The 17,133-nt window shown below is 41.1% G+C and carries 26 protein-coding genes; 7 read left to right on the top strand and 19 right to left on the bottom strand.

The window, feature by feature from the left end; all coding sequences use genetic code 11:
• The first annotated feature begins 173 nt into the window (after positions 1–173).
• Genes HHO47_RS06350 through HHO47_RS06365 form a run of 4 tightly spaced genes read left to right on the top strand, consistent with a single transcriptional unit; the run spans position 174 to position 3,788 of the window.
• Positions 174–1,943, top strand: coding sequence for a terminase large subunit domain-containing protein (locus tag HHO47_RS06350; protein ID WP_169019535.1), 1,770 nt, complete (start codon positions 174–176; stop codon positions 1,941–1,943).
• Positions 1,943–3,010: a phage portal protein gene (locus tag HHO47_RS06355; protein ID WP_169019536.1), complete on the top strand. Its 1,068-nt coding sequence runs from the start codon at positions 1,943–1,945 to the stop codon at positions 3,008–3,010. Before HHO47_RS06350 ends, HHO47_RS06355 begins: the two co-directional genes overlap by 1 nt.
• On the top strand, positions 3,007–3,333 hold the full coding sequence (locus HHO47_RS06360) for a phage holin family protein (RefSeq protein WP_169019537.1): 327 nt from the start codon (positions 3,007–3,009) through the stop codon (positions 3,331–3,333). Before HHO47_RS06355 ends, HHO47_RS06360 begins: the two co-directional genes overlap by 4 nt.
• Entirely contained in the window at positions 3,333–3,788 is a 456-nt protein-coding gene (locus HHO47_RS06365) for a hypothetical protein (protein ID WP_169019538.1), read from the top strand. The genes HHO47_RS06360 and HHO47_RS06365 overlap by 1 nt, the downstream gene beginning before the upstream one ends.
• An 18-nt stretch (positions 3,789–3,806) precedes the next feature.
• On the opposite strand, the gene HHO47_RS06370 is transcribed toward HHO47_RS06365, so the two are convergent.
• Positions 3,807–4,151: a hypothetical protein gene (locus HHO47_RS06370; protein WP_169019539.1), complete on the bottom strand. Its 345-nt coding sequence runs from the start codon at positions 4,149–4,151 to the stop codon at positions 3,807–3,809.
• Positions 4,152–4,205: 54 nt separating this feature from the next.
• Positions 4,206–4,457 (bottom strand): hypothetical protein, encoded by a 252-nt coding sequence (locus tag HHO47_RS06375; protein WP_169019540.1) that lies wholly within the window; start codon positions 4,455–4,457, stop codon positions 4,206–4,208.
• Positions 4,458–4,800: 343 nt separating this feature from the next.
• Between HHO47_RS06375 and HHO47_RS06380 the strand changes: the two genes are divergently transcribed.
• Positions 4,801–5,046, top strand: a complete 246-nt coding sequence (locus HHO47_RS06380; RefSeq protein WP_169019541.1) for an ogr/Delta-like zinc finger family protein — start codon at positions 4,801–4,803, stop codon at positions 5,044–5,046.
• 125 nt (positions 5,047–5,171) lie between these two features.
• On the opposite strand, the gene HHO47_RS06385 is transcribed toward HHO47_RS06380, so the two are convergent.
• The 13 genes from HHO47_RS06385 to HHO47_RS06445 form a co-directional block, all read right to left on the bottom strand.
• Entirely contained in the window at positions 5,172–5,855 is a 684-nt protein-coding gene (locus HHO47_RS06385) for a DNA adenine methylase (protein ID WP_169019542.1), read from the bottom strand.
• A gap of 210 nt (positions 5,856–6,065) precedes the next feature.
• A complete protein-coding gene (locus tag HHO47_RS06390; protein WP_169019543.1) occupies positions 6,066–6,341 on the bottom strand; it encodes a hypothetical protein in 276 nt (91 codons plus the stop codon).
• A 10-nt stretch (positions 6,342–6,351) separates the two neighbouring features.
• Positions 6,352–6,681, bottom strand: coding sequence for a hypothetical protein (locus HHO47_RS06395; protein WP_169019544.1), 330 nt, complete (start codon positions 6,679–6,681; stop codon positions 6,352–6,354).
• Between the two features lie 2 nt (positions 6,682–6,683).
• Positions 6,684–6,944, bottom strand: a complete 261-nt coding sequence (locus tag HHO47_RS06400; RefSeq protein ID WP_169019545.1) for a hypothetical protein — start codon at positions 6,942–6,944, stop codon at positions 6,684–6,686.
• On the bottom strand, positions 6,941–7,228 hold the full coding sequence (locus tag HHO47_RS06405) for a hypothetical protein (RefSeq protein ID WP_169019546.1): 288 nt from the start codon (positions 7,226–7,228) through the stop codon (positions 6,941–6,943). Before HHO47_RS06405 ends, HHO47_RS06400 begins: the two co-directional genes overlap by 4 nt.
• A gap of 10 nt (positions 7,229–7,238) precedes the next feature.
• On the bottom strand, positions 7,239–9,830 hold the full coding sequence (locus HHO47_RS06410; RefSeq protein ID WP_169019547.1) for a replication endonuclease: 2,592 nt from the start codon (positions 9,828–9,830) through the stop codon (positions 7,239–7,241).
• 3 nt (positions 9,831–9,833) lie between these two features.
• A complete protein-coding gene (locus HHO47_RS06415; RefSeq protein ID WP_169019548.1) occupies positions 9,834–10,115 on the bottom strand; it encodes a hypothetical protein in 282 nt (93 codons plus the stop codon).
• Between the two features lie 19 nt (positions 10,116–10,134).
• The gene (locus HHO47_RS06420; RefSeq protein ID WP_169019549.1) at positions 10,135–10,722 is read right to left on the bottom strand and encodes an SAM-dependent methyltransferase; all 588 of its coding nucleotides are present in this window, start codon (positions 10,720–10,722) and stop codon (positions 10,135–10,137) included.
• A 9-nt stretch (positions 10,723–10,731) separates the two neighbouring features.
• Complete coding sequence (locus HHO47_RS06425; protein ID WP_169019550.1) at positions 10,732–11,136, bottom strand: hypothetical protein; 405 nt, start codon at positions 11,134–11,136, stop codon at positions 10,732–10,734.
• Between the two features lie 2 nt (positions 11,137–11,138).
• Positions 11,139–11,384, bottom strand: a complete 246-nt coding sequence (locus tag HHO47_RS06430; RefSeq protein ID WP_169019551.1) for a hypothetical protein — start codon at positions 11,382–11,384, stop codon at positions 11,139–11,141.
• A gap of 14 nt (positions 11,385–11,398) precedes the next feature.
• Positions 11,399–11,689: a hypothetical protein gene (locus tag HHO47_RS06435; protein WP_169019552.1), complete on the bottom strand. Its 291-nt coding sequence runs from the start codon at positions 11,687–11,689 to the stop codon at positions 11,399–11,401.
• Positions 11,690–11,699: 10 nt separating this feature from the next.
• Positions 11,700–11,972, bottom strand: coding sequence for a helix-turn-helix transcriptional regulator (locus tag HHO47_RS06440; RefSeq protein WP_169019553.1), 273 nt, complete (start codon positions 11,970–11,972; stop codon positions 11,700–11,702).
• Positions 11,969–12,187: a YdaS family helix-turn-helix protein gene (locus HHO47_RS06445; RefSeq protein ID WP_169019554.1), complete on the bottom strand. Its 219-nt coding sequence runs from the start codon at positions 12,185–12,187 to the stop codon at positions 11,969–11,971. Before HHO47_RS06445 ends, HHO47_RS06440 begins: the two co-directional genes overlap by 4 nt.
• A gap of 180 nt (positions 12,188–12,367) precedes the next feature.
• Between HHO47_RS06445 and HHO47_RS06450 the strand changes: the two genes are divergently transcribed.
• Complete coding sequence (locus tag HHO47_RS06450) at positions 12,368–12,988, top strand: LexA family protein (RefSeq protein ID WP_169019555.1); 621 nt, start codon at positions 12,368–12,370, stop codon at positions 12,986–12,988.
• A 79-nt stretch (positions 12,989–13,067) separates the two neighbouring features.
• Positions 13,068–13,835 carry a toll/interleukin-1 receptor domain-containing protein gene (locus HHO47_RS06455; RefSeq protein WP_169019556.1) on the top strand — a complete coding sequence of 256 codons (768 nt, stop codon included), beginning with the start codon at positions 13,068–13,070 and terminating at the stop codon, positions 13,833–13,835.
• Positions 13,836–13,873: 38 nt separating this feature from the next.
• Here HHO47_RS06455 and HHO47_RS06460 read toward each other — a convergent pair whose 3' ends face one another.
• From HHO47_RS06460 to HHO47_RS06470, 4 genes are all read right to left on the bottom strand, one after another.
• Positions 13,874–14,998 carry a hypothetical protein gene (locus HHO47_RS06460; protein ID WP_169019557.1) on the bottom strand — a complete coding sequence of 375 codons (1,125 nt, stop codon included), beginning with the start codon at positions 14,996–14,998 and terminating at the stop codon, positions 13,874–13,876.
• A gap of 135 nt (positions 14,999–15,133) precedes the next feature.
• On the bottom strand, positions 15,134–15,259 hold the full coding sequence (locus tag HHO47_RS19545) for a hypothetical protein (protein ID WP_272452446.1): 126 nt from the start codon (positions 15,257–15,259) through the stop codon (positions 15,134–15,136).
• 56 nt (positions 15,260–15,315) lie between these two features.
• Positions 15,316–15,636, bottom strand: a complete 321-nt coding sequence (locus tag HHO47_RS06465) for a hypothetical protein (RefSeq protein ID WP_169019558.1) — start codon at positions 15,634–15,636, stop codon at positions 15,316–15,318.
• 241 nt (positions 15,637–15,877) lie between these two features.
• On the bottom strand, positions 15,878–17,116 hold the full coding sequence (locus tag HHO47_RS06470; protein ID WP_169019559.1) for a tyrosine-type recombinase/integrase: 1,239 nt from the start codon (positions 17,114–17,116) through the stop codon (positions 15,878–15,880).
• Positions 17,117–17,133: the final 17 nt, after the last annotated feature.

A 17,133-nucleotide genomic window follows, 5' to 3' on the forward strand; every position in this document is an offset into this window, starting at 1 on the left:
GCGTTTTGCTTTAAAGTAGTTTGCAGTTTGCACCCTCTTTTACATCCTTTCCAACGGTTTAACTTTTTGAAATTCCTATATTTAACTTTTAGGAATGGTTAGGTTTTTGACTGACAGATTAAGCGTTTTATAACGAATACACTGCCGCTATGGATTAATAAAAGCGGTGCAATATGAAGGCGAACTACGGACCAGAGATACGCAAAAAAGCACAAGACTTGTATGTTGTTGAGGGCTACACGGTTGATGAAATAGCCGAGCTTGACGACATGCCAAGTGCGCGTAGCGTTCGCCGTTGGGCTGAAGCTGGTAAGTGGGAGGATATGTGCCCAAGCTATAATGCCGAAATGGCGTTTAGCAAACGCATTAATGTACTGGCCGATAAAGACGATAAAACCGATGCCGACTACAAAGAGTTAGATTTTTGCACCCGCCAATTATGTGCGCTTAATAAAAGCAAACTTGCCCCTGCCCCTAAACAACGTGCCAATAATGATACGGGGAGCAATAATAGTGGCGGCAGTAATAAAAAATCGAAGAAGAAAAAGAAGAACGATTGCTCAGGCATTACGCTTGAAATGCTCAACGAGCTTAAAGACAAACTACTTTACCCGCACCAAAAACATTGGTTTGATAACCAAGACCACCGCGCCCGATTTATATTAAAACCCCGCCAAATTGGCGCAACCTTCTATTTTGCGTTTGAAGCCTTTTACGATGCCGTGGTAAATGGCCGCAATAAAATATTTATATCCGCGAGCCGTGACCAAGCCGAAGTATTTAAAGCAAATATTGTGGCGCTGTGCCGTGAGCATTTTAATATTGAATTAACCGGCTCGCCGATGGTGCTTAATTTAGCCGGCGGAAAAACGGTTAAGCTGATATTTAAGTCAACTAATGCACGTACTGCACAATCAGAATCCGGCGACTTATATATAGATGAAGTTTTTTGGATACCTAATTATAAAAATTTGCGCGGTTTAGCACAGGCTATGATGACGCATAAACATTTGCGTGTTACGTATTTTAGTACGCCAAGTGTTACCAGCCACGAAGCGTATGATCACTGGAATGGTAAATGGTATCGTAAAACTAAAGCTTGTAACGATCCTGAATTTGCGATTGATGTTAGCCATAAAACGCTTAAAAACGGGATGCTGTGTGACGATGGTATTTGGCGCCAAATGCTCACCGTGCACGATGTGGTGAATTCAGGCTTTGACCGCATTGATATTAGCGTACTTGAAAACGAATACAGCACGGATGAGTTTAATAACTTGTTTATGTGTAAGTTTATTGATGATGCCCACAGCGCGTTTAACCTTAAACAAATCATGGCCTGTGTTGGTGACTCAACCAAATGGGATGACTTTGATTTAGAGTGCGAGCGCCCGTTTGCATTAAAACCTGTGGTCATTGGGTTTGACCCTGCCCGCTTTGGTGATAAAGCCAGTGTTGTTGTTTTAAGTGCCCCTATGAAACCTGGCGAAAAGTTTAGGCTACTTGAGGCCATTGATTTAAGCGGGAATGACTTTGAAGCCATGGCCGCAGAGATAAAACTACTCACCGAAAAATACAACGTGCAGCACATTGGTGTTGATACTACGGGCATTGGTTACGGCGTATGGGAAATGATCACTAAATTTTACCCTAACGCTGAACCCATACACTACAACCCAATTATTAAAAACCAACTGGTTATTAAGGCCATTAACGTAATTAAAAACCGCCGTTTTGAGTTTGACCAGGACGCGGTAAATATTGCCAGCTCGTTTATTAATATTCGCCGTAAAGTGGTTGGCGATCAAATAACCTATGCCACAAACCGCACCGCGACCACAGGCCATGCCGATATTGCGTGGGCAATTATGCACGCTATGAAATTTGAACCACTGGACGGCAATGCCCACAGCCGTCAAACATCTGTAGGAATTGCAGCTTAATGAGTAAACCACGATTACAAGTGAGTAACGGCCAATTGCCGAACTACAATCAACGAACAGCCGTAACAGATACTTTTAGCTTTGGCGATCCTGAGCCCTGTTTAGATAACCGGCTAACTGATTACATTGGTGTATTTAGTGACAGCAACGGCATTTATGCACCGCCCATTAGTTTGCAAGGTTTGGTAAAGCTGCTGCGTGTAAATGCCCAGCATGGGCCAATACTCTACTTTAAGCGCAACATGATCTTAAAGTGGTATAAACCTAACCCGCTATTGAGCCATCAAGCCCTTAGTAAGTTTGCTTTTGATTTGCTGTGGAGCGGTAACGCTTATTTGCAGATTATTAAAAACGCATTTGGGCAAGTCATTAAACTGCGCCACTTGCCTGCACTCACCATGCGTTATACCGATACCCGCGGTGTGTATGCACAATTAAGTAACCGCAGCAATCAGCCAATATATTTTAATGCCGGTGAAGTAATACACGTAAAAGAGTACGACCCCGCCCAAGGCATTTACGGCATACCGCAATATTACGGCGGCATTCAATCGGCCTTACTCAATGAGGATGCCACATTATTTAGACGCCGCTATTACAAGAACGGTGCGCACATGGGCTTTATATTCTCAATGGCCGACCCGAACTTAAGTGATGCCGATGAAACAGCACTAAAGAATGCCATACGCGATAGCAAAGGCGTGGGTAATTTTAGAAGTTTGTTTTTTAATTTTCGCAGTAATAAGGCCGATGCTGAAAAGTCGATAAAGATAACGCCCGTTGGCGACATATCAACTAAAGACGAATTTGAGCGTATTAAAAAAATTACCCTTAACGACATGCTCAGTATGCATCGGGCACAAGAAGCACTTAGCGGTCAATCATCTGGCGACAGCGCGGGTTTTGGTGATTTAGACAAAATCACCCGCGCGTATTACAACAACGAAGTTGTGCCCCTTCAATTAGATGTTAAAGGGATCAACAACTACTTGCCTACTGCACAGCATATTGAATTTAAAGAGCCTGAGTATTCAGATCTAAACCCAGCACCTAAGGAAAGCGCATGAGCTGGTTAAACATAATTGAATTTATTAAACAATGGGGGCAATTACTTATGTTGAGTTTTTTAGCAGCCGCAATCCAAATGTACTTGAGCAAACGGCAGTTTACGTTTTTTCATTATTTTATGAGTGTACTCATTGCGATATTTGCAGCCTACCTTGCCGCTATGTTTTGCGAGTGGCGCGGCTTTGACGAAAGTTTAAAAACTGGGGTTATTGGGGTGACGGCTTACGCTGCCCCGCATTTGCTTGAAGGGTTCGACAAACTTATTGCAACTATAAGCAAAGACCCAAAGGCGTTTATTAAATTACTAATGAGGGTTAAATAATGGGATGGATTAAATCAGTATTATCGTTCATCACAGACCCAATAGCCGATTTAACCGGCGGCTATGTTGAGCGTAAACGCATTGCGGCTGAAATGGCCGCCGATGTAGCACGGGCTGAAAACAATTTTAAAATTGCCCAGTTTGAAGCCAAAGCAAGGCGCTGCATGCAAGCCGAGCAAAACGACGCTGATTATGACTTGCTGGTGCTGAAGAACCGCGACAAAACCATTATGGATGAAGTGATCATTCTATTCTTTTTGGGTTTGTTTGTGTGTCACTTTATCCCCGCAATGCAGCCATATATGCAAAAAGGTTGGCAAGCAATGGGTTACAACGGCGCGCCCTGGTACTTTGAATTTGTAATTGTAGGTATTGCGGTTTCAACGCTTGGGTTGATGCGATTGTTTAGAGCATTTTGGGGGAGCAAGAACAAAGGGAATAAAAGCGCTAGTTAGGAGCTAGCGCTTTGGTGTTTAAACTTCTTCTAGTTTCAAATCAATTGTTAATCTGAATGTTGAGCCCTGCTGGTTTCCTTTGGTTAATTCTGCTTTTGCCATATATAATTTAACCGCCTTATTTATACTCGACTCAAGATTCTCTAGCTTTTCATTAAATATTTGCTTGCTTCTAAATTCACGAAATGCCTCTTCATCTTCTTCTGTTAACTCTAAATAAATATCATCTATGATTAAATTAAAATTAACGTGAATATCTTCATCTCTGGACCTAAAGTGATATGTCATAACCGATGTTCTAGTTGGCTCAGCCTGCTCATCTAAACCTGCTTCATTTAAAACGTGCTTAATAAAATCTAACATTGCTCAATCCTTTTCTAATGCAAAGTAATAGGCACAACAAGGTAGCTTTTTTAATTAACCAAGTCTACTAGACCAATCTAGCTCTTTAACCTCTTCAATTTTACCTGCAACAACTTCAAGACGCTTAAGTGCCCTTGTTAAATTTGGTCCTTGCACACCATTAAGCGTTGCTGCATTGGTTTTGCTAATGCCACGAACTAAGTAATCACTGAGTGCCGCTTTTATATCTTCACTGGTACTTTTACCAAACGATAAAAGTGCATCTAACCGCTCTTGGCTTTGTGAGCCTTTATGCAAATATTTCATAATTAATTTATCACTTAACTGATAATAAATTAATGATATTTCAATATTAGGTAAATCGCCAGCTATTTGATCTTTTTGTTGTCACTTTATTGTCAAACATTGTCACTTTTTGACAATGCGATCTTTTTAAAATCTCTCACAGATCCTTTTACTGGGCGTGCTGGTGATTAATAGTGTGTCACTGCGGTTGTCAATTTGACGCATTTTTTGCACGAAAGCGGAAGGCGAGGAGGAGTGAATTTTGGAGCTCTTTGGTTCTCAGCTAATAGGTAAATGGTTATTTGGCATACGCGCAACCACTGTATATAATGACAGTGTATTTTATTAACGATTGGTGGTTATTATGGCGCGGGTTACTTGTCCAAATTGCGAAGCTAAAGCGACGATCACATCACGTGAAAAGCAAAGCGCCCATGTGGTTAATTTATATTGCTCGTGTACTAACACCAAAGAGTGCGGGGCTACGTTCCGTATTACCCAATCGTTTGATCACTACTTAAACCCGCCTTGCAAATCTACCGCACAACTTGCCGCTGCACTGATTAAAAACCTACCACGCGAACAACAGCTCGAATTAATTGGGCTGTAATTCCCCGTTAAATTTCAGGCATAAAAAAGGCCGACATCCGATGTCAGCCTTTTTTAGGATTTGAAGTTTTTAACTATAAAATAGTCACTTTTAAAGTTAGTACCACTTTTAGGGTTTGGCAAATATTATTCAATACTCAATAGCGCGGCCATGATTGTTTGCCGTTCGCCTGGTGGTAACGCTTTATAGTTATTTGCCCAGCGCTGGGCTTTTCGCTGTATACGCTGACGATCGGTAAAATTATCACCCGCATAGGTATGATAATGCACGTCACCTGGTTGGTAGTTAAGCCATATTGTTTCAGTACGAACGCCGCCGCGTGTCATGGCTTGAAAGTCTTTGCGCCACCAATCTTTTAGCATTTCGTTATAAAGTGAGTTGGCGTAACCCGATATTATAATTTTAACGTCATCTGGGTTTTGCTGTTTTGCTGCTGTTAGTAAACGCTGGTGATCGGCCTCTGTCATTTCGTGTTCATAACGGGCGTTACTGGTTCGGGTTTCTGGCATGTATGGCGGATCAAGATAAAGCTGTGTTTTGCAAAATGGCTTAAAGTTTTCTAAGTACTCTATGGCACAGCCGCAAATTTTGTTTTCTGGTACCACATAGTTAAATTTGTCTAGCATGGTTTGTGACTTATCAATCACCACGTTATATTTAGCCGGCGCTTTCTTTTTGAATACAACACCAGTACCTAAGAATAGTTCGCCGTAAAATTCATGCGGAGCCATTACATTAATAATTGCTTGATAAACACCGCTACCACCTTTGGCGCCTAAATAGCTTTCGTGTTCTGATTTATTTGTCATTTGTATTCCTTAGCAGCTGGCATAGCTAAATTTATCTATTGTGGCCAACACAGTTAAATTTAACTATGCGACCAGGTGGCATAGTTAAATTTGTCTGTACTCGAGTGATAGTACTTCATAGTTAAAAATGGCTGTGCTGCAGCTAATCTGATTCTTTCTTTGGTTTAACAACTGAATGATAAATCCAGTTGCGGCGTTTTACTGTTGGCTTCATGCTTGCGCCCCAATTAATAAACTTGGTCGTTTAAATAACAACGCGGTGTTTTGTAATTTATCAATAGTCATTGTTCGGCCATCGATGGCGGTTACTTTTACCCGTTTAATTGGGTTTTGCTCTATCACTACTTGGTAACGGGGGTCGGCGCATATGTTTTTAATGCAACGGGCACCGTGTTTTGCTGAGCAACCAAACTCACGGCCTAGTAATAGGTCGTTGTAAAAGAGCCCTGTTGATAGCATTTTTTCTGCTGCTGAGTGAGTATTCATAATGTCACCTTTATGCTGTTCGGTTTGAAATTTGAGCCTTTAGCGCAGTGATTTTTTGCAACTCTGCCTTGTAGTAAGTCTCCATGCATAGAATCTGCTTATTAGCATATTCAATTGCTTCATGTTCATTTAAGAATGAACACTCTGTGTAAAACGGCTTTTGGCATTCAAATTGCCAACCGGTGCGCAACTTTTGTTTACATACAACGTGCTCGTAAACTTTAATCCCATTTTTAACCCGATAGCCTTGTAGTGTTTCTTTAATAAAATCGCTTTTGTACACTTTGCCTTTGCGGGCTGTGTATACGTTTTTTGCGTTACATGTGCATGTGCAGCTCATGATCATTGCTCCTGTTGTTTTGGTTGTGGTCTGTTAGTTACTGCAAATACGTTGGCGTTTGGTTCTTGCTGGTAGCCGGTGCAAATTTCGGTTGCGAATACGCTGTTATTGGTTTTACCGCACTGGCCGTATTGGGTTCTTGGCTTTGGCAAACCAAACCTACTAATAAACGGGCTGTGCTGATCCTCTGCATAACCCTTTGGGCAAAACGCTTGGCAACTAATGCAGGCCATTGGCATACCGACTTTTGAAATTTGAATCATATTGCTACCCCACGGCGTGTGTTTAAGCTTTTATTTAGCTGCTGATATCTGATGGTCGATATATTGTTTTTTTTACATGCAGCGCTTGTTTTAATGCCTTTTGCTATATCCGATTTAACTGCGTTTAAAATTTCTAAGCTCTGCTTTTTATGCTGATTTGATGCGCTCAAGTGGTATCTTATTGTTGCTTCGCTCACATCAAACTTGTCAGCAATTACATTGATGCTTAGTGTTTTTCGTAACTCAATAATCAATGAAATGTCGTGATCAGTTAATTTGCTCATATCGTTGCTCCTACGCCATTAAATCCAGTGCCCACCAGTCGTTATCGCTGATTGCTGATGCGCTGCCGTTGTTTACTAAAATTGCTAAGTCCCAATCGCCAATGGTGATCAGGCCTTTTTTATTCTCGCCGTAATGGAACTCGCCGAGTTCATTGCGCGTTGCATTAAGGGTTTCGCGCCCGTCTAGCTGGGCGTATTGATAAGCAAGGTCCACAAGTTCACGCGCTTGCTGCCAGTGATCATCTGTTACGTGCCAGCTTGCCGATTTTTGGGCGAGTGTTTTTGCTCGGTATTCAATAGCGAGGTGCTTGTTGTGTTTTATTTGTGCGGTTTCGTCTAAAACATGAAGTTGACCGTTTTTAATTTGGTAAATTTGCCCGTCTCTGGCGATCCTCTTGCCGCTATTTAGATCCTTTTTAACCTCTGTGATCTGTTTTTCATCACACCCCACCATATCGAGTATTAACTCCGCGCTAGAGCCCACGGCTATAGGCGTACAGTTATTACCACTAGACCAAGATAGGTCGGCTGCGCCGACGTTGGTGCTAGCCTTAGCTGCGAGTTTTTCGGCTGTGCCCTTGAGTTGTCTGGTCCATTCGATAAGGCGCGTTTTTAAGCTGGTTGCATCCGTTACGTTATGCACGTTGTTAAACAAACGTGTAAGCACGGCTTTGTAATCAATGTTGGTCACAACACCTTTAATGCGGCGTACTACTTCGGCGTAGTCGTTACCCATGGGCGTATCTTCGTACATTGATTTAAAGTTAGCGGCGCGGCCAATACACATGCCGCCCTGTAGTTTTACGTAGTCTTTCCAGTTGGCGGTATCGGCAGCATGGCGAATAGGCTCTATTACTTCGTCTTTTACAGCGGTGCGCATGCGTCGCAATTCTCGGTAAACGGTGACGCTTGGCGAACCTTGGAACTGAAATTGCCTAATATTCCACGTACTCGCCCACGCTAAAACGGGGTTGGCTTGCTCTTGCAGGTTTTCGCCTGTGTCAGCGTCTACGTGATCGGTCAGCATATAACCATCAATATTTTTACTGATGTATTTAGCGATGTACGCGGCCGCACTACCCTTGCTTTTGTCGAGCTTTACAGCGTCAAAACGTGGGCTGAATGTGCGGTAAAATTTGCTAGGCGCTTTGTGGTTTTTCGCCTTAAACTTTTTAGGTTCTCTTTTCTCGGCTTTGGCTTTTTCGGCTTCTTCTTTGTTGCGCTGTATAGCGACTTCGTTGGCTTTCTTTTTAGCAAAGCCCCACTCGCTGCGCTTTTGTTTGTACAGTTTAAATAAGTGGGCTTTCTCAGTATTAGCGCGATATTTAACACAGGCCTCAACGGTTTTTATGTGCGTGCCGTGGGTGTTTATATCTACAAATTTGTTGAATACTTTGGCGCGGGTAAGCTCTGGGCCATAACGATCGTAAAGCTCGGTTTTGTCTTCTTGGATAAAGTACCAACGCAAAATAGCGTTGATTTCTTGCAGCTTGTTTTTTGGCATGAATAGCATCATGTGCCAATGCGGGCAACCGTCGGCGTGTGGCTCAACTACGCGCACACCAAAGTATTTAAGGCCGCGGCGATTAAGCTTAGACCGAGCACGCGCCCATGTTGTAGTTAAATAATTTTGTGCATCTTTAGGGGTTGAACCATCCCACGTACTTGCATTGGCATGAAAACGTGCCGGGCATGTAATGGTGTAAAACATGGCAACATAACCCATTTCGTCGGCTAGTTCTTCAGTCTCACGAATGCGGAGCATTAATTCGTTACGGCGGTTAGCAGGGTTTGCCATGCCGCTTTTTACGGCTTCAATCAGGTCAATTACATCGCCGTCACTGCTTTGTAATTCCATCATTTCTAAAAACTGACGGCCACTGGCTTGAGCAAAGCTAAACTCACGCTGCGCTTGCTTTGACGAATACGGGCTAATACCACGGCGTTTAGGCTTTTTGCTTTTTTTATCGTAGTAAAGGTCTTTACCCACTTGGCCGGTGGCAATTTCAAGCAGCTCTAAAAACTGTTTACGCAGGGTTTTTAACTGGCGAGCCCACCACTTGTCGCATTGCATTTTAAGCAAGGCAATTTCAAAGCACGCTGGCGGTAAGTCATCTTCACGCATGTCGTAAAACGGAACATTTACACCAAACTGTTTGGCATAGGCTGCAACACCTTCGTAGGTAAGGCGTACTATTTTTTCATACGGTAAATGCTGGTTTTGTTCGCTTACATCTAGTGCTTTTTCAACGCACTCTAATGCAAGGGTGCCTGCATGTTTTTTGGTTTTTTCAATACTACTTAGAATATGCCATGGCAATGGCATATTGTGAGTAATACTGAGTAGCACACCAAAACGTGGCTTTAAACGCGTAATAGTACGGCGCATCCATGTATTAGCGCGGAACTGACTCCCCGCTTTTTTCTCGGTGTAACGATCAATGTATTTACGGGCCAGGCGACTTTGCAGCGACACAGGTACTTTTTCCAAGTTGCTAGCAAGGTAATTAAAGTCGTCAATATCATTGATAGACGAAATTAAGCCCTTAGCTATGGTCGATAGGTTAAGGGCGTCAAGATCGAGCGGTTTAGGGTAAGCCATCTATTAATTAAGCTCGATTAACACTGGTTCGCCGTGAATTTGCGCGGCATCAAGTGCTGTTGCCATTTGGTCGTACACTGGCGCGTATTCAATATGATCAACGGCAATCATTTGCACCACTGGCATAAAGTCAGTTAAGCAGTTTTCGCATTCCATCAGCATGGCAACCGTTGGGCGCTTGGCTAAATTTTTAATAGTAAAATTGGCTTGGTCTACAGCATGTAAAACGATATTGCGTAGTAATTGCTGATTTTTAGAGTGATCTTGGTCTTTGATAGTGGTCATTTTTAGTATTCCTTTGGGGTTAAATTACGAAAAGTTCAGCGGCTAATGGGTAGCCTTTGCAAAATACAAAGTGGGCGTATTCTGTAGAATCGGTTTTGCTTGGTTTTTCAGGGTCAAAGCCCGGGCGTTTGCTGTGAACATAAACAGCTGCTAATGGCAGTTTTTGCCACATGGGTTTGCGTTTCTGGCTACCTAACCAATTAAGGCGTTGCAGCATAATGACTAAACCGCCGTCACGAACCATGCTTAATGCATGTTCGGTAAATTCTTCCGCTAATTTAAATGGTGGGTTTGTGATGATCATGTCGTAATGATGGTTTAACACCACAGTTCCTAAAAAATCAAAGTTAATTACATCAGCGCGTGAGTCAGCACGAATATCCCAGCTAGTAACATTAAAGCCGTGTTCTTCTAAAACGGTTGGATAGCTCATTGGGTATTTATCACAACCGCCAGCGCTCGGATCTAGTACTCTTGGGTTTTCATCTGGTGAACAAACCAAAATATTATTTTCAGCAAATGCTGCTAAAAAATCTTCAATTAGCCAATGCGGTGTTACGTAGTAATCATCTGCATTGCGCTGGGTTCCGCGATTAGTTGAGCTCATGATCAATCCTTAATTTGCTTGCGCATCTGTTTTTGACTGTTCAACCAATTGCGGAACAACATCAAACTTGGGCGGGGTTCTTTCGAAGTTTTCGCGAGCTAACACGTTTGCGTCAGTAAAAGCAGCCACAATATTTTGCAATGCTAAAATGCCTTTGCGCACTGCATCACGCTCTTGGATATTAAATTTATAAAAACTCATTTCTACATGACGCTGCTTTAGCCCCGCAGCAATACACACTATTTTTCTTTGCTGGTCATTTAAAACAGCATTAAACACGTAACCTGGTGTGCGTGTTCTATCGCTCATTAGCGCCTTTATTTCAGCAAGCCCTTTTGGTATGTGGCGACCTTCAACCGCTTTTAATGGTGAGGATTGTGCGCTATTGGTTTGTTTAACGAGTGCATTTGCCATGGTTATATCTCCTGCTCAGTGCTTGCGTGTTCTTTTAACCAAAGCACCGCTTTTTGAATTGTTTGTTTTTCATCGCCTTGGCTATACACGGGTAATTGAAAGTCACTTACAACCGCTTGCAAGCATGGCTCTAAACCCTGCACTGCTTTTCTGGTTGTAATTTTACAGCCCAGCAAATACCTAGCTTGCTCAGCAAGTGTTTTGTGTTTAAACAGTGTTTTTCTACAAAATTCAGTGTACTGGTGCATTGCCTTGCTCCTAGTTATTTTCCGTACTTTCTACCGCAGTAACAGCAGTAGTTTGCATAAATGCTTACATTATCTTTGCGCAAATTTTTAGCGTGTCCACCGCCCTTTTTTGGCGCCCTAAATTCAAACTCAACTCTTGGATTAACAGGCGCTCTATCACCGCCGCTTAGAGAAAAAGTCTGATCACGCCATTTAAATTCAACATCTTTAGCGCCTTCAGGTATTGTTCCCTGCGCAATTAAATGATTTTTAACGCGCTCTAAATTATCGGTAAAACAGTTACATGCTGTATTTTCAGTAGTCATAAAATTACTCCTAGTTTGCTTGTTGTTGGCCGTAGAACTCGTGGAACTTCTCAGCGCCAAGGCGCATCCACTCTTCAATATCTTCCTCAACCCAAACAACGCGGCCGCTTGATGCTTTGTGCGATTTAGGAAACTCGCCACGTTCCATTAAGCGGTAGATAGACGAACGGTGAATACCGCACTTTTCAGCCACATCGGCTGGGCGTAAGTAGCGGTCGTTAATGGTGATAACTTCGCCACGTACATTGCGGCGGTAGTGATCGGCTGCGTTTAATTGGCTCATGCTGCATCGTCCTTGTTTGTTTTTTGGTGATCGGCGAGTAACTCGTCTACCGATACTTCGCCGTTTGTTAGTTCAGAAATACGCGGAATGTATTTCGCTGGGGCTTGGCAATGGCGGTTAACCCAATAAAAAACCGCTGTTTGGGTTGTACCCAAAATCTTAGCTAATTTTGTTTGCCCACCAATTAGGCAAACTGCTTTTTCAATGGCAGACATAAACACCTCTTAAAATATAAGTTTTACTTATCCTATGATCTAAAAAAGTTATTGTCAACGCAAATTAAAACATTATGTTATTAAAATATAAGTTTTGCTTATTTGACGGAGGTATCAGAAACCCTGATAATCGCATTATAATTATCACTTAAAGTTATAAAATAAATAAAAGGAATTAACATGAGCATTGCAGAAAGAGTTAAGATTCGCCGCAAAGAACTGGGACTTACCCAATATCAGCTTGGGGATTTGGTAGGTATCGCACAAACAGCGATACAAAGATTAGAAAAAGGCGATACAAAAAACCCACGTGACATTGAAGCATTAGCCACTGCACTCCAATGCACTCCTGAGTTTTTACGTTTTGGCATTAGTGACAACACAAATAGCAACGTTGCACCGGGCCCAACACTTAAAGCGGCTGTGCCATTAATCAGCTGGGTGCAAGCAGGCGCATGGTCAGACATTAATGAAATACGTGAATTTGATGCCGAACGGTATTTATGCCCAGTTAAGTGCAGTGATCAAACCTTTGCACTAAAAGTACAAGGCGTGAGTATGGAACCTAAATTTTATGATGGTGATTTGATTTTTGTAGATCCTGAAGCTGACTGCATCCACGGTTCCTACGTAGTCGCACGTTTAGATGATGACAACCAAGCCACCTTCAAACAGTTAATAATCGAAAGCGGCCACAAATTCCTAAAAGCCGCCAACCCTAGCTGGCCTGATCAACTAATACCGATTAATGGCAACTGCACGTTAGTGGGTAAAGTGGTTTTTGCAGGTAAGTCGTTTTAAGTAAAAGTAGTAAGAGTTTATTAATAAACTATATTCAAAATTAAAAACTATTTAATAAAAACATTTATAAGGAAATATCATGAGTGCTAATGTCCCTAAAGTATTTATTTCTTATTCCCATGACACGCAGGCACATAAAAAATGGGTTCTAGAGTTGGCGCAACGTTTACGTAATTCTGGTGTCGATGCAGTTTTAGATCAATTTCGTGTAGGCCTTGGTGATGACCTGGGCGGATTCATGGAAAGAAGCGTCGCTGAGTCTGACCGTATTATCATGGTATGTACTGACAACTATGTCACTAAAGCTAACAGCGGCTTAGGCGGGGTTGGATATGAAAAAATGATTATGACTGCGGAATATATGACTAATATTGATAACAATAAAGTCATTCCTCTGATTCGTCAAAACGGCACTCATAACGTACCAACATTTTTACAAACCCGTTTGCATATCAATTTTTCTCGTGAAGATGAATATGAATTACAATTTGACAACCTTTTACGTGAAATTCATCAAGCTCCTTTATTTAAAGAACCACCTGTTGGTAATAACCCATTTGAATCAGTAATCGAGAAACCTGCAGAAAGTGTAACAGACAAGAAAATGGAGCTGCTAAAAGAGATGGTAACTTTTTATAATCAAGGAACTACCCGTTTTCACTTTGATGACCTTCAGCGTCTACTTGGTAGCTCAAAAATATTTGCTGAAATTTATATTGATGACTTAGTTGAGAGTGAATACATACAACGAATGCTGAATTACCAAATAGGTGTTACCATCGAAACCTTCCAATTAACCGATAAAGCTAAATTACATGCAGTTGAACAGGGATGGGTTACTGAATAAAGTGAATGTGATTAAAGCCCGCTAAATGCGGGCTTAATTTATATATTTATTGCTGAACGTGAAATCTTAGTTAATCTGTCTAAACTATTCCCATTGATTAGCAGCTCTAAAAGCTCCATTTGATTACATTGGTAGCGCTGTTTGTAATTGTATTTTTTATCTATGAGTTCAAACAAGTCAAACACTATACTGCCTAGATACATTTCGCTTTTATCTCTGTCCCAGCCCATCTGATCACCAAACTGTACTTGGAGTGTAATGTTATTATTTTTGGCAGAGAAATTATCACCCATCTTGAATTTTAAAATTGGCCCTTGAGTCCAAACCATTGAGCCTTCTTTGTCTTTTATTCGCTGCTCATATTTTATATCAAGCGCATCTCTGAACGTGTAAGGCACACTAAAATACCAGTGCTCGTTATTTAACATTCCTTGGCTTAGTGCTGAGTTGTAATAAACACTAGGGTAAGCGGCTAACTCCCTTTTTATTTTGGTTTTATCTCCGGTTGGCCACATTGTTTTTAAATGCTTTAAGGTTGCGCTTTCTAAGAATTTAAATTCTATATTCTGGTTGCCCAGTAACTCTTTGCACCACGTAAACAAACGATCAGCGGCGGTATTAAGGTAGCTATAAGATATGGCTGATTTCTTTTTCTTGTGACGAACTACCCAGTTTTTAGTACGCTTTATTGTGACTTCTTTATAATCACCTGTTAGTTCATCAATTTCTAGCTCTGTTCTGTATTCTTCAAAACAGACTTGTAGTTCTGGCAGTTTTTTGGGGTTGCCATTTTTAAACCGTGCGTAAATTGAAAGGTCTTTTGTACTTTCGGTCAATTCAATTAACCATTGTTCATGAGGAAAATGAAGTTCTATCGCATTTTTTATGTCTAGTAACGTTTGCTGTGGTTCTACCTTTGGCGGCTGGCTAACCTCTGACGATCTATCTTTTGTTAGTTCGCCATTTTCATCCATGACTTGTATTCGTTCCATTAGGAATGTTTTTAAAGCGTTGGTGGTATAGCACTTGGCTCTTACTTTGTTGCCTTTAATACTTATTGGCCCTAAAACACGAGACTGGCCGCTCATGCTACCACCGTTGTAGATTACGTTTATTTTTTGTTTGGTATCAATTGCGTTTTGAATTTGTTGTTCTGCGTCCATGATCTTCCCTTTTCATTGAAGAACATAGATTAAGTTAGCGTTCAGTTTTTAACAAGCTGGGGATTTATACAGGCATTATATTGCAGACATTAAAAAAGCCCGCTAAATGCGGGCTTTTATATTCTTTCTTTACTACTATGCAGCTTTATTAGACTTTGCAGCTAATTTTGCATCAACAGAAGAAAGTAACTTCTCAATTGTGTTTGCACACTCAAAAGCTTCATTTAATAGCTTTTTCATTTCGAGATCATTTAGTTTCATAAGCTTCTCCATTGTAGTGAAATAACAACTTTCCATTAAAGTTGTATATAGTTTAATTAAATAAAATCCATTTTCTGAAGACATTGAGCGGCTTGGGCTAAGTCTTCATTTTTATTCTCGGAGATTGCTAGGGCCATCTTTTCCATATATAAAGCGGCTTGTTTTGCGTTAAGAACAACTCTTTCATTGTTCCAATCTCCGTGTTCTGCAAATACTGAGATAATTTCTGCTAGTCTTTTCGCACGTTTGGCAACTTCTTCATAAGTTGGCTCATTGTGCTCAGCTAATTCTTGAATTGAAAATAATTCGAACTGCTCTAAAAAGTGCTTGGCTACCTTAAAAACCAATTGATACAATTTCTGTATTTCATCATCCATTTAACTGCTTTCCAATGCTGTAAAGTTTGTTTTTATTTTGAGCGCGCAATTATACATGCAGCGCTATTGGTAAGCAATCGTACAATGTAATTATTGTTCACTTTTTGTTGTTTATCTAGTCTTATTCGGATAATACAGTCTCACAAGCTTTCGTTACTAGCAATAGTTTTGTAAAAATATATTATAAAATAACTTTACATAAAGTAATTATAGTCACAGGTTATGAACAGGATATTAATCCTTATTTACCTATATTATCAAGCAAAAACTGTTCCCATACTTCTATACTTTGGTGTTTTTCTTTCATGTAGTCGTACCTATCGTAGTGCACGCTTGATACGTCAAATTTGTTGTGTTGTTGGAGTATGTCGCGGTTTATTTTATCAATACCCGCTTTACCCATGAGGGTTTTACAGGTTCGGCGTAGGTCGCGCGGGTTAAATGGCGGCACTTCATTCTTTTCACACCAACGTAATATTGCCATTCTTATTGTAGATACGTGGGCGGTGGCTGTTGGGTTGTCTCGATGCGGGAACATTTGCCCTGCTTTACCGGCTTGTTGCATTAGCTCTTGTATAATTGGTATTGCGGTATCGCACAATGGCACTATGTGATCGCCACGCTGTTTTACTTTGATACGATTTGCGGGAATGGTAAATGTTTTATTCTCTAAATCAAAGTCACTTACGTAAGAGCCGTAAACCTCGTTTACCCGTTGGCCACCGAGTAACAAGGCCAGCTTTATATATTGTTGGGTGTAATAAGGTAGGTCGTCAGCATTCCAAACTTTTTTAAGTTCGGCTTCACTTAACCAACGCTCGCCTTTATTTTTTGGCGTTTCAAAATTAATGTCTCTAATGAAATTAGTTTTAATGTCGTAAAGGTTAGGCTTTTTATATTGCTCTGGTGAGTTATCAAAATCTATGGCGAATTTTAAAATGCTCATTAATGTACTACGAACCAGGCGCGATTGCTCTTTTGCTCCACGGTTGTATACGCGGTAAATAATGTCGCGGGCCATATCAATAGTAAACTCATCGGGCATTAGGTCGGTTGCTATAAATGGGGTGATGTTTCTTTTTATTAGTTTTTCAGTTCGGCCTATTGTTGACTCTGCCCAGCGAGTACTTATGAATACATTAAAGTCATCAAGCATTTCTAACATTGTACGCTTTGCTGATGATGCGAACTCTGCCTTTTGGGTTTTTAATTGGTGTTCTTGGGGATCAATATTGTTGCTTAGCAATACTGATATTTCAGCATGTTTACTACGCGCTGTTTTAAGATCGACTACGGGGTAATTGCCAAGGCCAATTACTTTACGTTTGTCGTTTAAATGATATTGCACGCGAAACGTTTTAGCGCCAGTTTCGCTAACGCGTATTTGCAAGCGCCCTTCCCCGTAGTTACCTGACTCGGTTAATACATAGCGTTTATCTTTGGCTTTAAGTGCCTTAATTGATTTGTCTGTAAAGTTCATATAATGCCGTTTGAAAC

The organism is Pseudoalteromonas arctica, from assembly GCF_012927645.1.
GTDB classification, from domain to species: Bacteria; Pseudomonadota; Gammaproteobacteria; order Enterobacterales; family Alteromonadaceae; genus Pseudoalteromonas; species Pseudoalteromonas arctica_A.

Coding starts and splice junctions, on each gene's coding strand:
- HHO47_RS06445 (WP_169019554.1), bottom strand. CDS start 12,187: ATGTCTGCCATTGAAAAAGCAGTTTGCCTAATTGGTGGGCAAACAAAA.
- HHO47_RS06465 (WP_169019558.1), bottom strand. CDS start 15,636: ATGGATGATGAAATACAGAAATTGTATCAATTGGTTTTTAAGGTAGCC.
- HHO47_RS06375 (WP_169019540.1), bottom strand. CDS start 4,457: ATGAAATATTTGCATAAAGGCTCACAAAGCCAAGAGCGGTTAGATGCA.
- HHO47_RS06410 (WP_169019547.1), bottom strand. CDS start 9,830: ATGGCTTACCCTAAACCGCTCGATCTTGACGCCCTTAACCTATCGACC.
- HHO47_RS06425 (WP_169019550.1), bottom strand. CDS start 11,136: ATGGCAAATGCACTCGTTAAACAAACCAATAGCGCACAATCCTCACCA.
- HHO47_RS06415 (WP_169019548.1), bottom strand. CDS start 10,115: ATGACCACTATCAAAGACCAAGATCACTCTAAAAATCAGCAATTACTA.
- HHO47_RS06400 (WP_169019545.1), bottom strand. CDS start 6,944: ATGATTCAAATTTCAAAAGTCGGTATGCCAATGGCCTGCATTAGTTGC.
- HHO47_RS06455 (WP_169019556.1), top strand. CDS start 13,068: ATGAGTGCTAATGTCCCTAAAGTATTTATTTCTTATTCCCATGACACG.
- HHO47_RS06405 (WP_169019546.1), bottom strand. CDS start 7,228: ATGAGCAAATTAACTGATCACGACATTTCATTGATTATTGAGTTACGA.
- HHO47_RS06420 (WP_169019549.1), bottom strand. CDS start 10,722: ATGAGCTCAACTAATCGCGGAACCCAGCGCAATGCAGATGATTACTAC.
- HHO47_RS06470 (WP_169019559.1), bottom strand. CDS start 17,116: ATGAACTTTACAGACAAATCAATTAAGGCACTTAAAGCCAAAGATAAA.
- HHO47_RS06460 (WP_169019557.1), bottom strand. CDS start 14,998: ATGGACGCAGAACAACAAATTCAAAACGCAATTGATACCAAACAAAAA.
- HHO47_RS06385 (WP_169019542.1), bottom strand. CDS start 5,855: ATGACAAATAAATCAGAACACGAAAGCTATTTAGGCGCCAAAGGTGGT.
- HHO47_RS06440 (WP_169019553.1), bottom strand. CDS start 11,972: ATGAGCCAATTAAACGCAGCCGATCACTACCGCCGCAATGTACGTGGC.
- HHO47_RS06435 (WP_169019552.1), bottom strand. CDS start 11,689: ATGACTACTGAAAATACAGCATGTAACTGTTTTACCGATAATTTAGAG.
- HHO47_RS19545 (WP_272452446.1), bottom strand. CDS start 15,259: ATGAAACTAAATGATCTCGAAATGAAAAAGCTATTAAATGAAGCTTTT.
- HHO47_RS06365 (WP_169019538.1), top strand. CDS start 3,333: ATGGGATGGATTAAATCAGTATTATCGTTCATCACAGACCCAATAGCC.
- HHO47_RS06430 (WP_169019551.1), bottom strand. CDS start 11,384: ATGCACCAGTACACTGAATTTTGTAGAAAAACACTGTTTAAACACAAA.
- HHO47_RS06350 (WP_169019535.1), top strand. CDS start 174: ATGAAGGCGAACTACGGACCAGAGATACGCAAAAAAGCACAAGACTTG.
- HHO47_RS06395 (WP_169019544.1), bottom strand. CDS start 6,681: ATGAGCTGCACATGCACATGTAACGCAAAAAACGTATACACAGCCCGC.
- HHO47_RS06450 (WP_169019555.1), top strand. CDS start 12,368: ATGAGCATTGCAGAAAGAGTTAAGATTCGCCGCAAAGAACTGGGACTT.
- HHO47_RS06360 (WP_169019537.1), top strand. CDS start 3,007: ATGAGCTGGTTAAACATAATTGAATTTATTAAACAATGGGGGCAATTA.
- HHO47_RS06355 (WP_169019536.1), top strand. CDS start 1,943: ATGAGTAAACCACGATTACAAGTGAGTAACGGCCAATTGCCGAACTAC.
- HHO47_RS06370 (WP_169019539.1), bottom strand. CDS start 4,151: ATGTTAGATTTTATTAAGCACGTTTTAAATGAAGCAGGTTTAGATGAG.
- HHO47_RS06390 (WP_169019543.1), bottom strand. CDS start 6,341: ATGAATACTCACTCAGCAGCAGAAAAAATGCTATCAACAGGGCTCTTT.
- HHO47_RS06380 (WP_169019541.1), top strand. CDS start 4,801: ATGGCGCGGGTTACTTGTCCAAATTGCGAAGCTAAAGCGACGATCACA.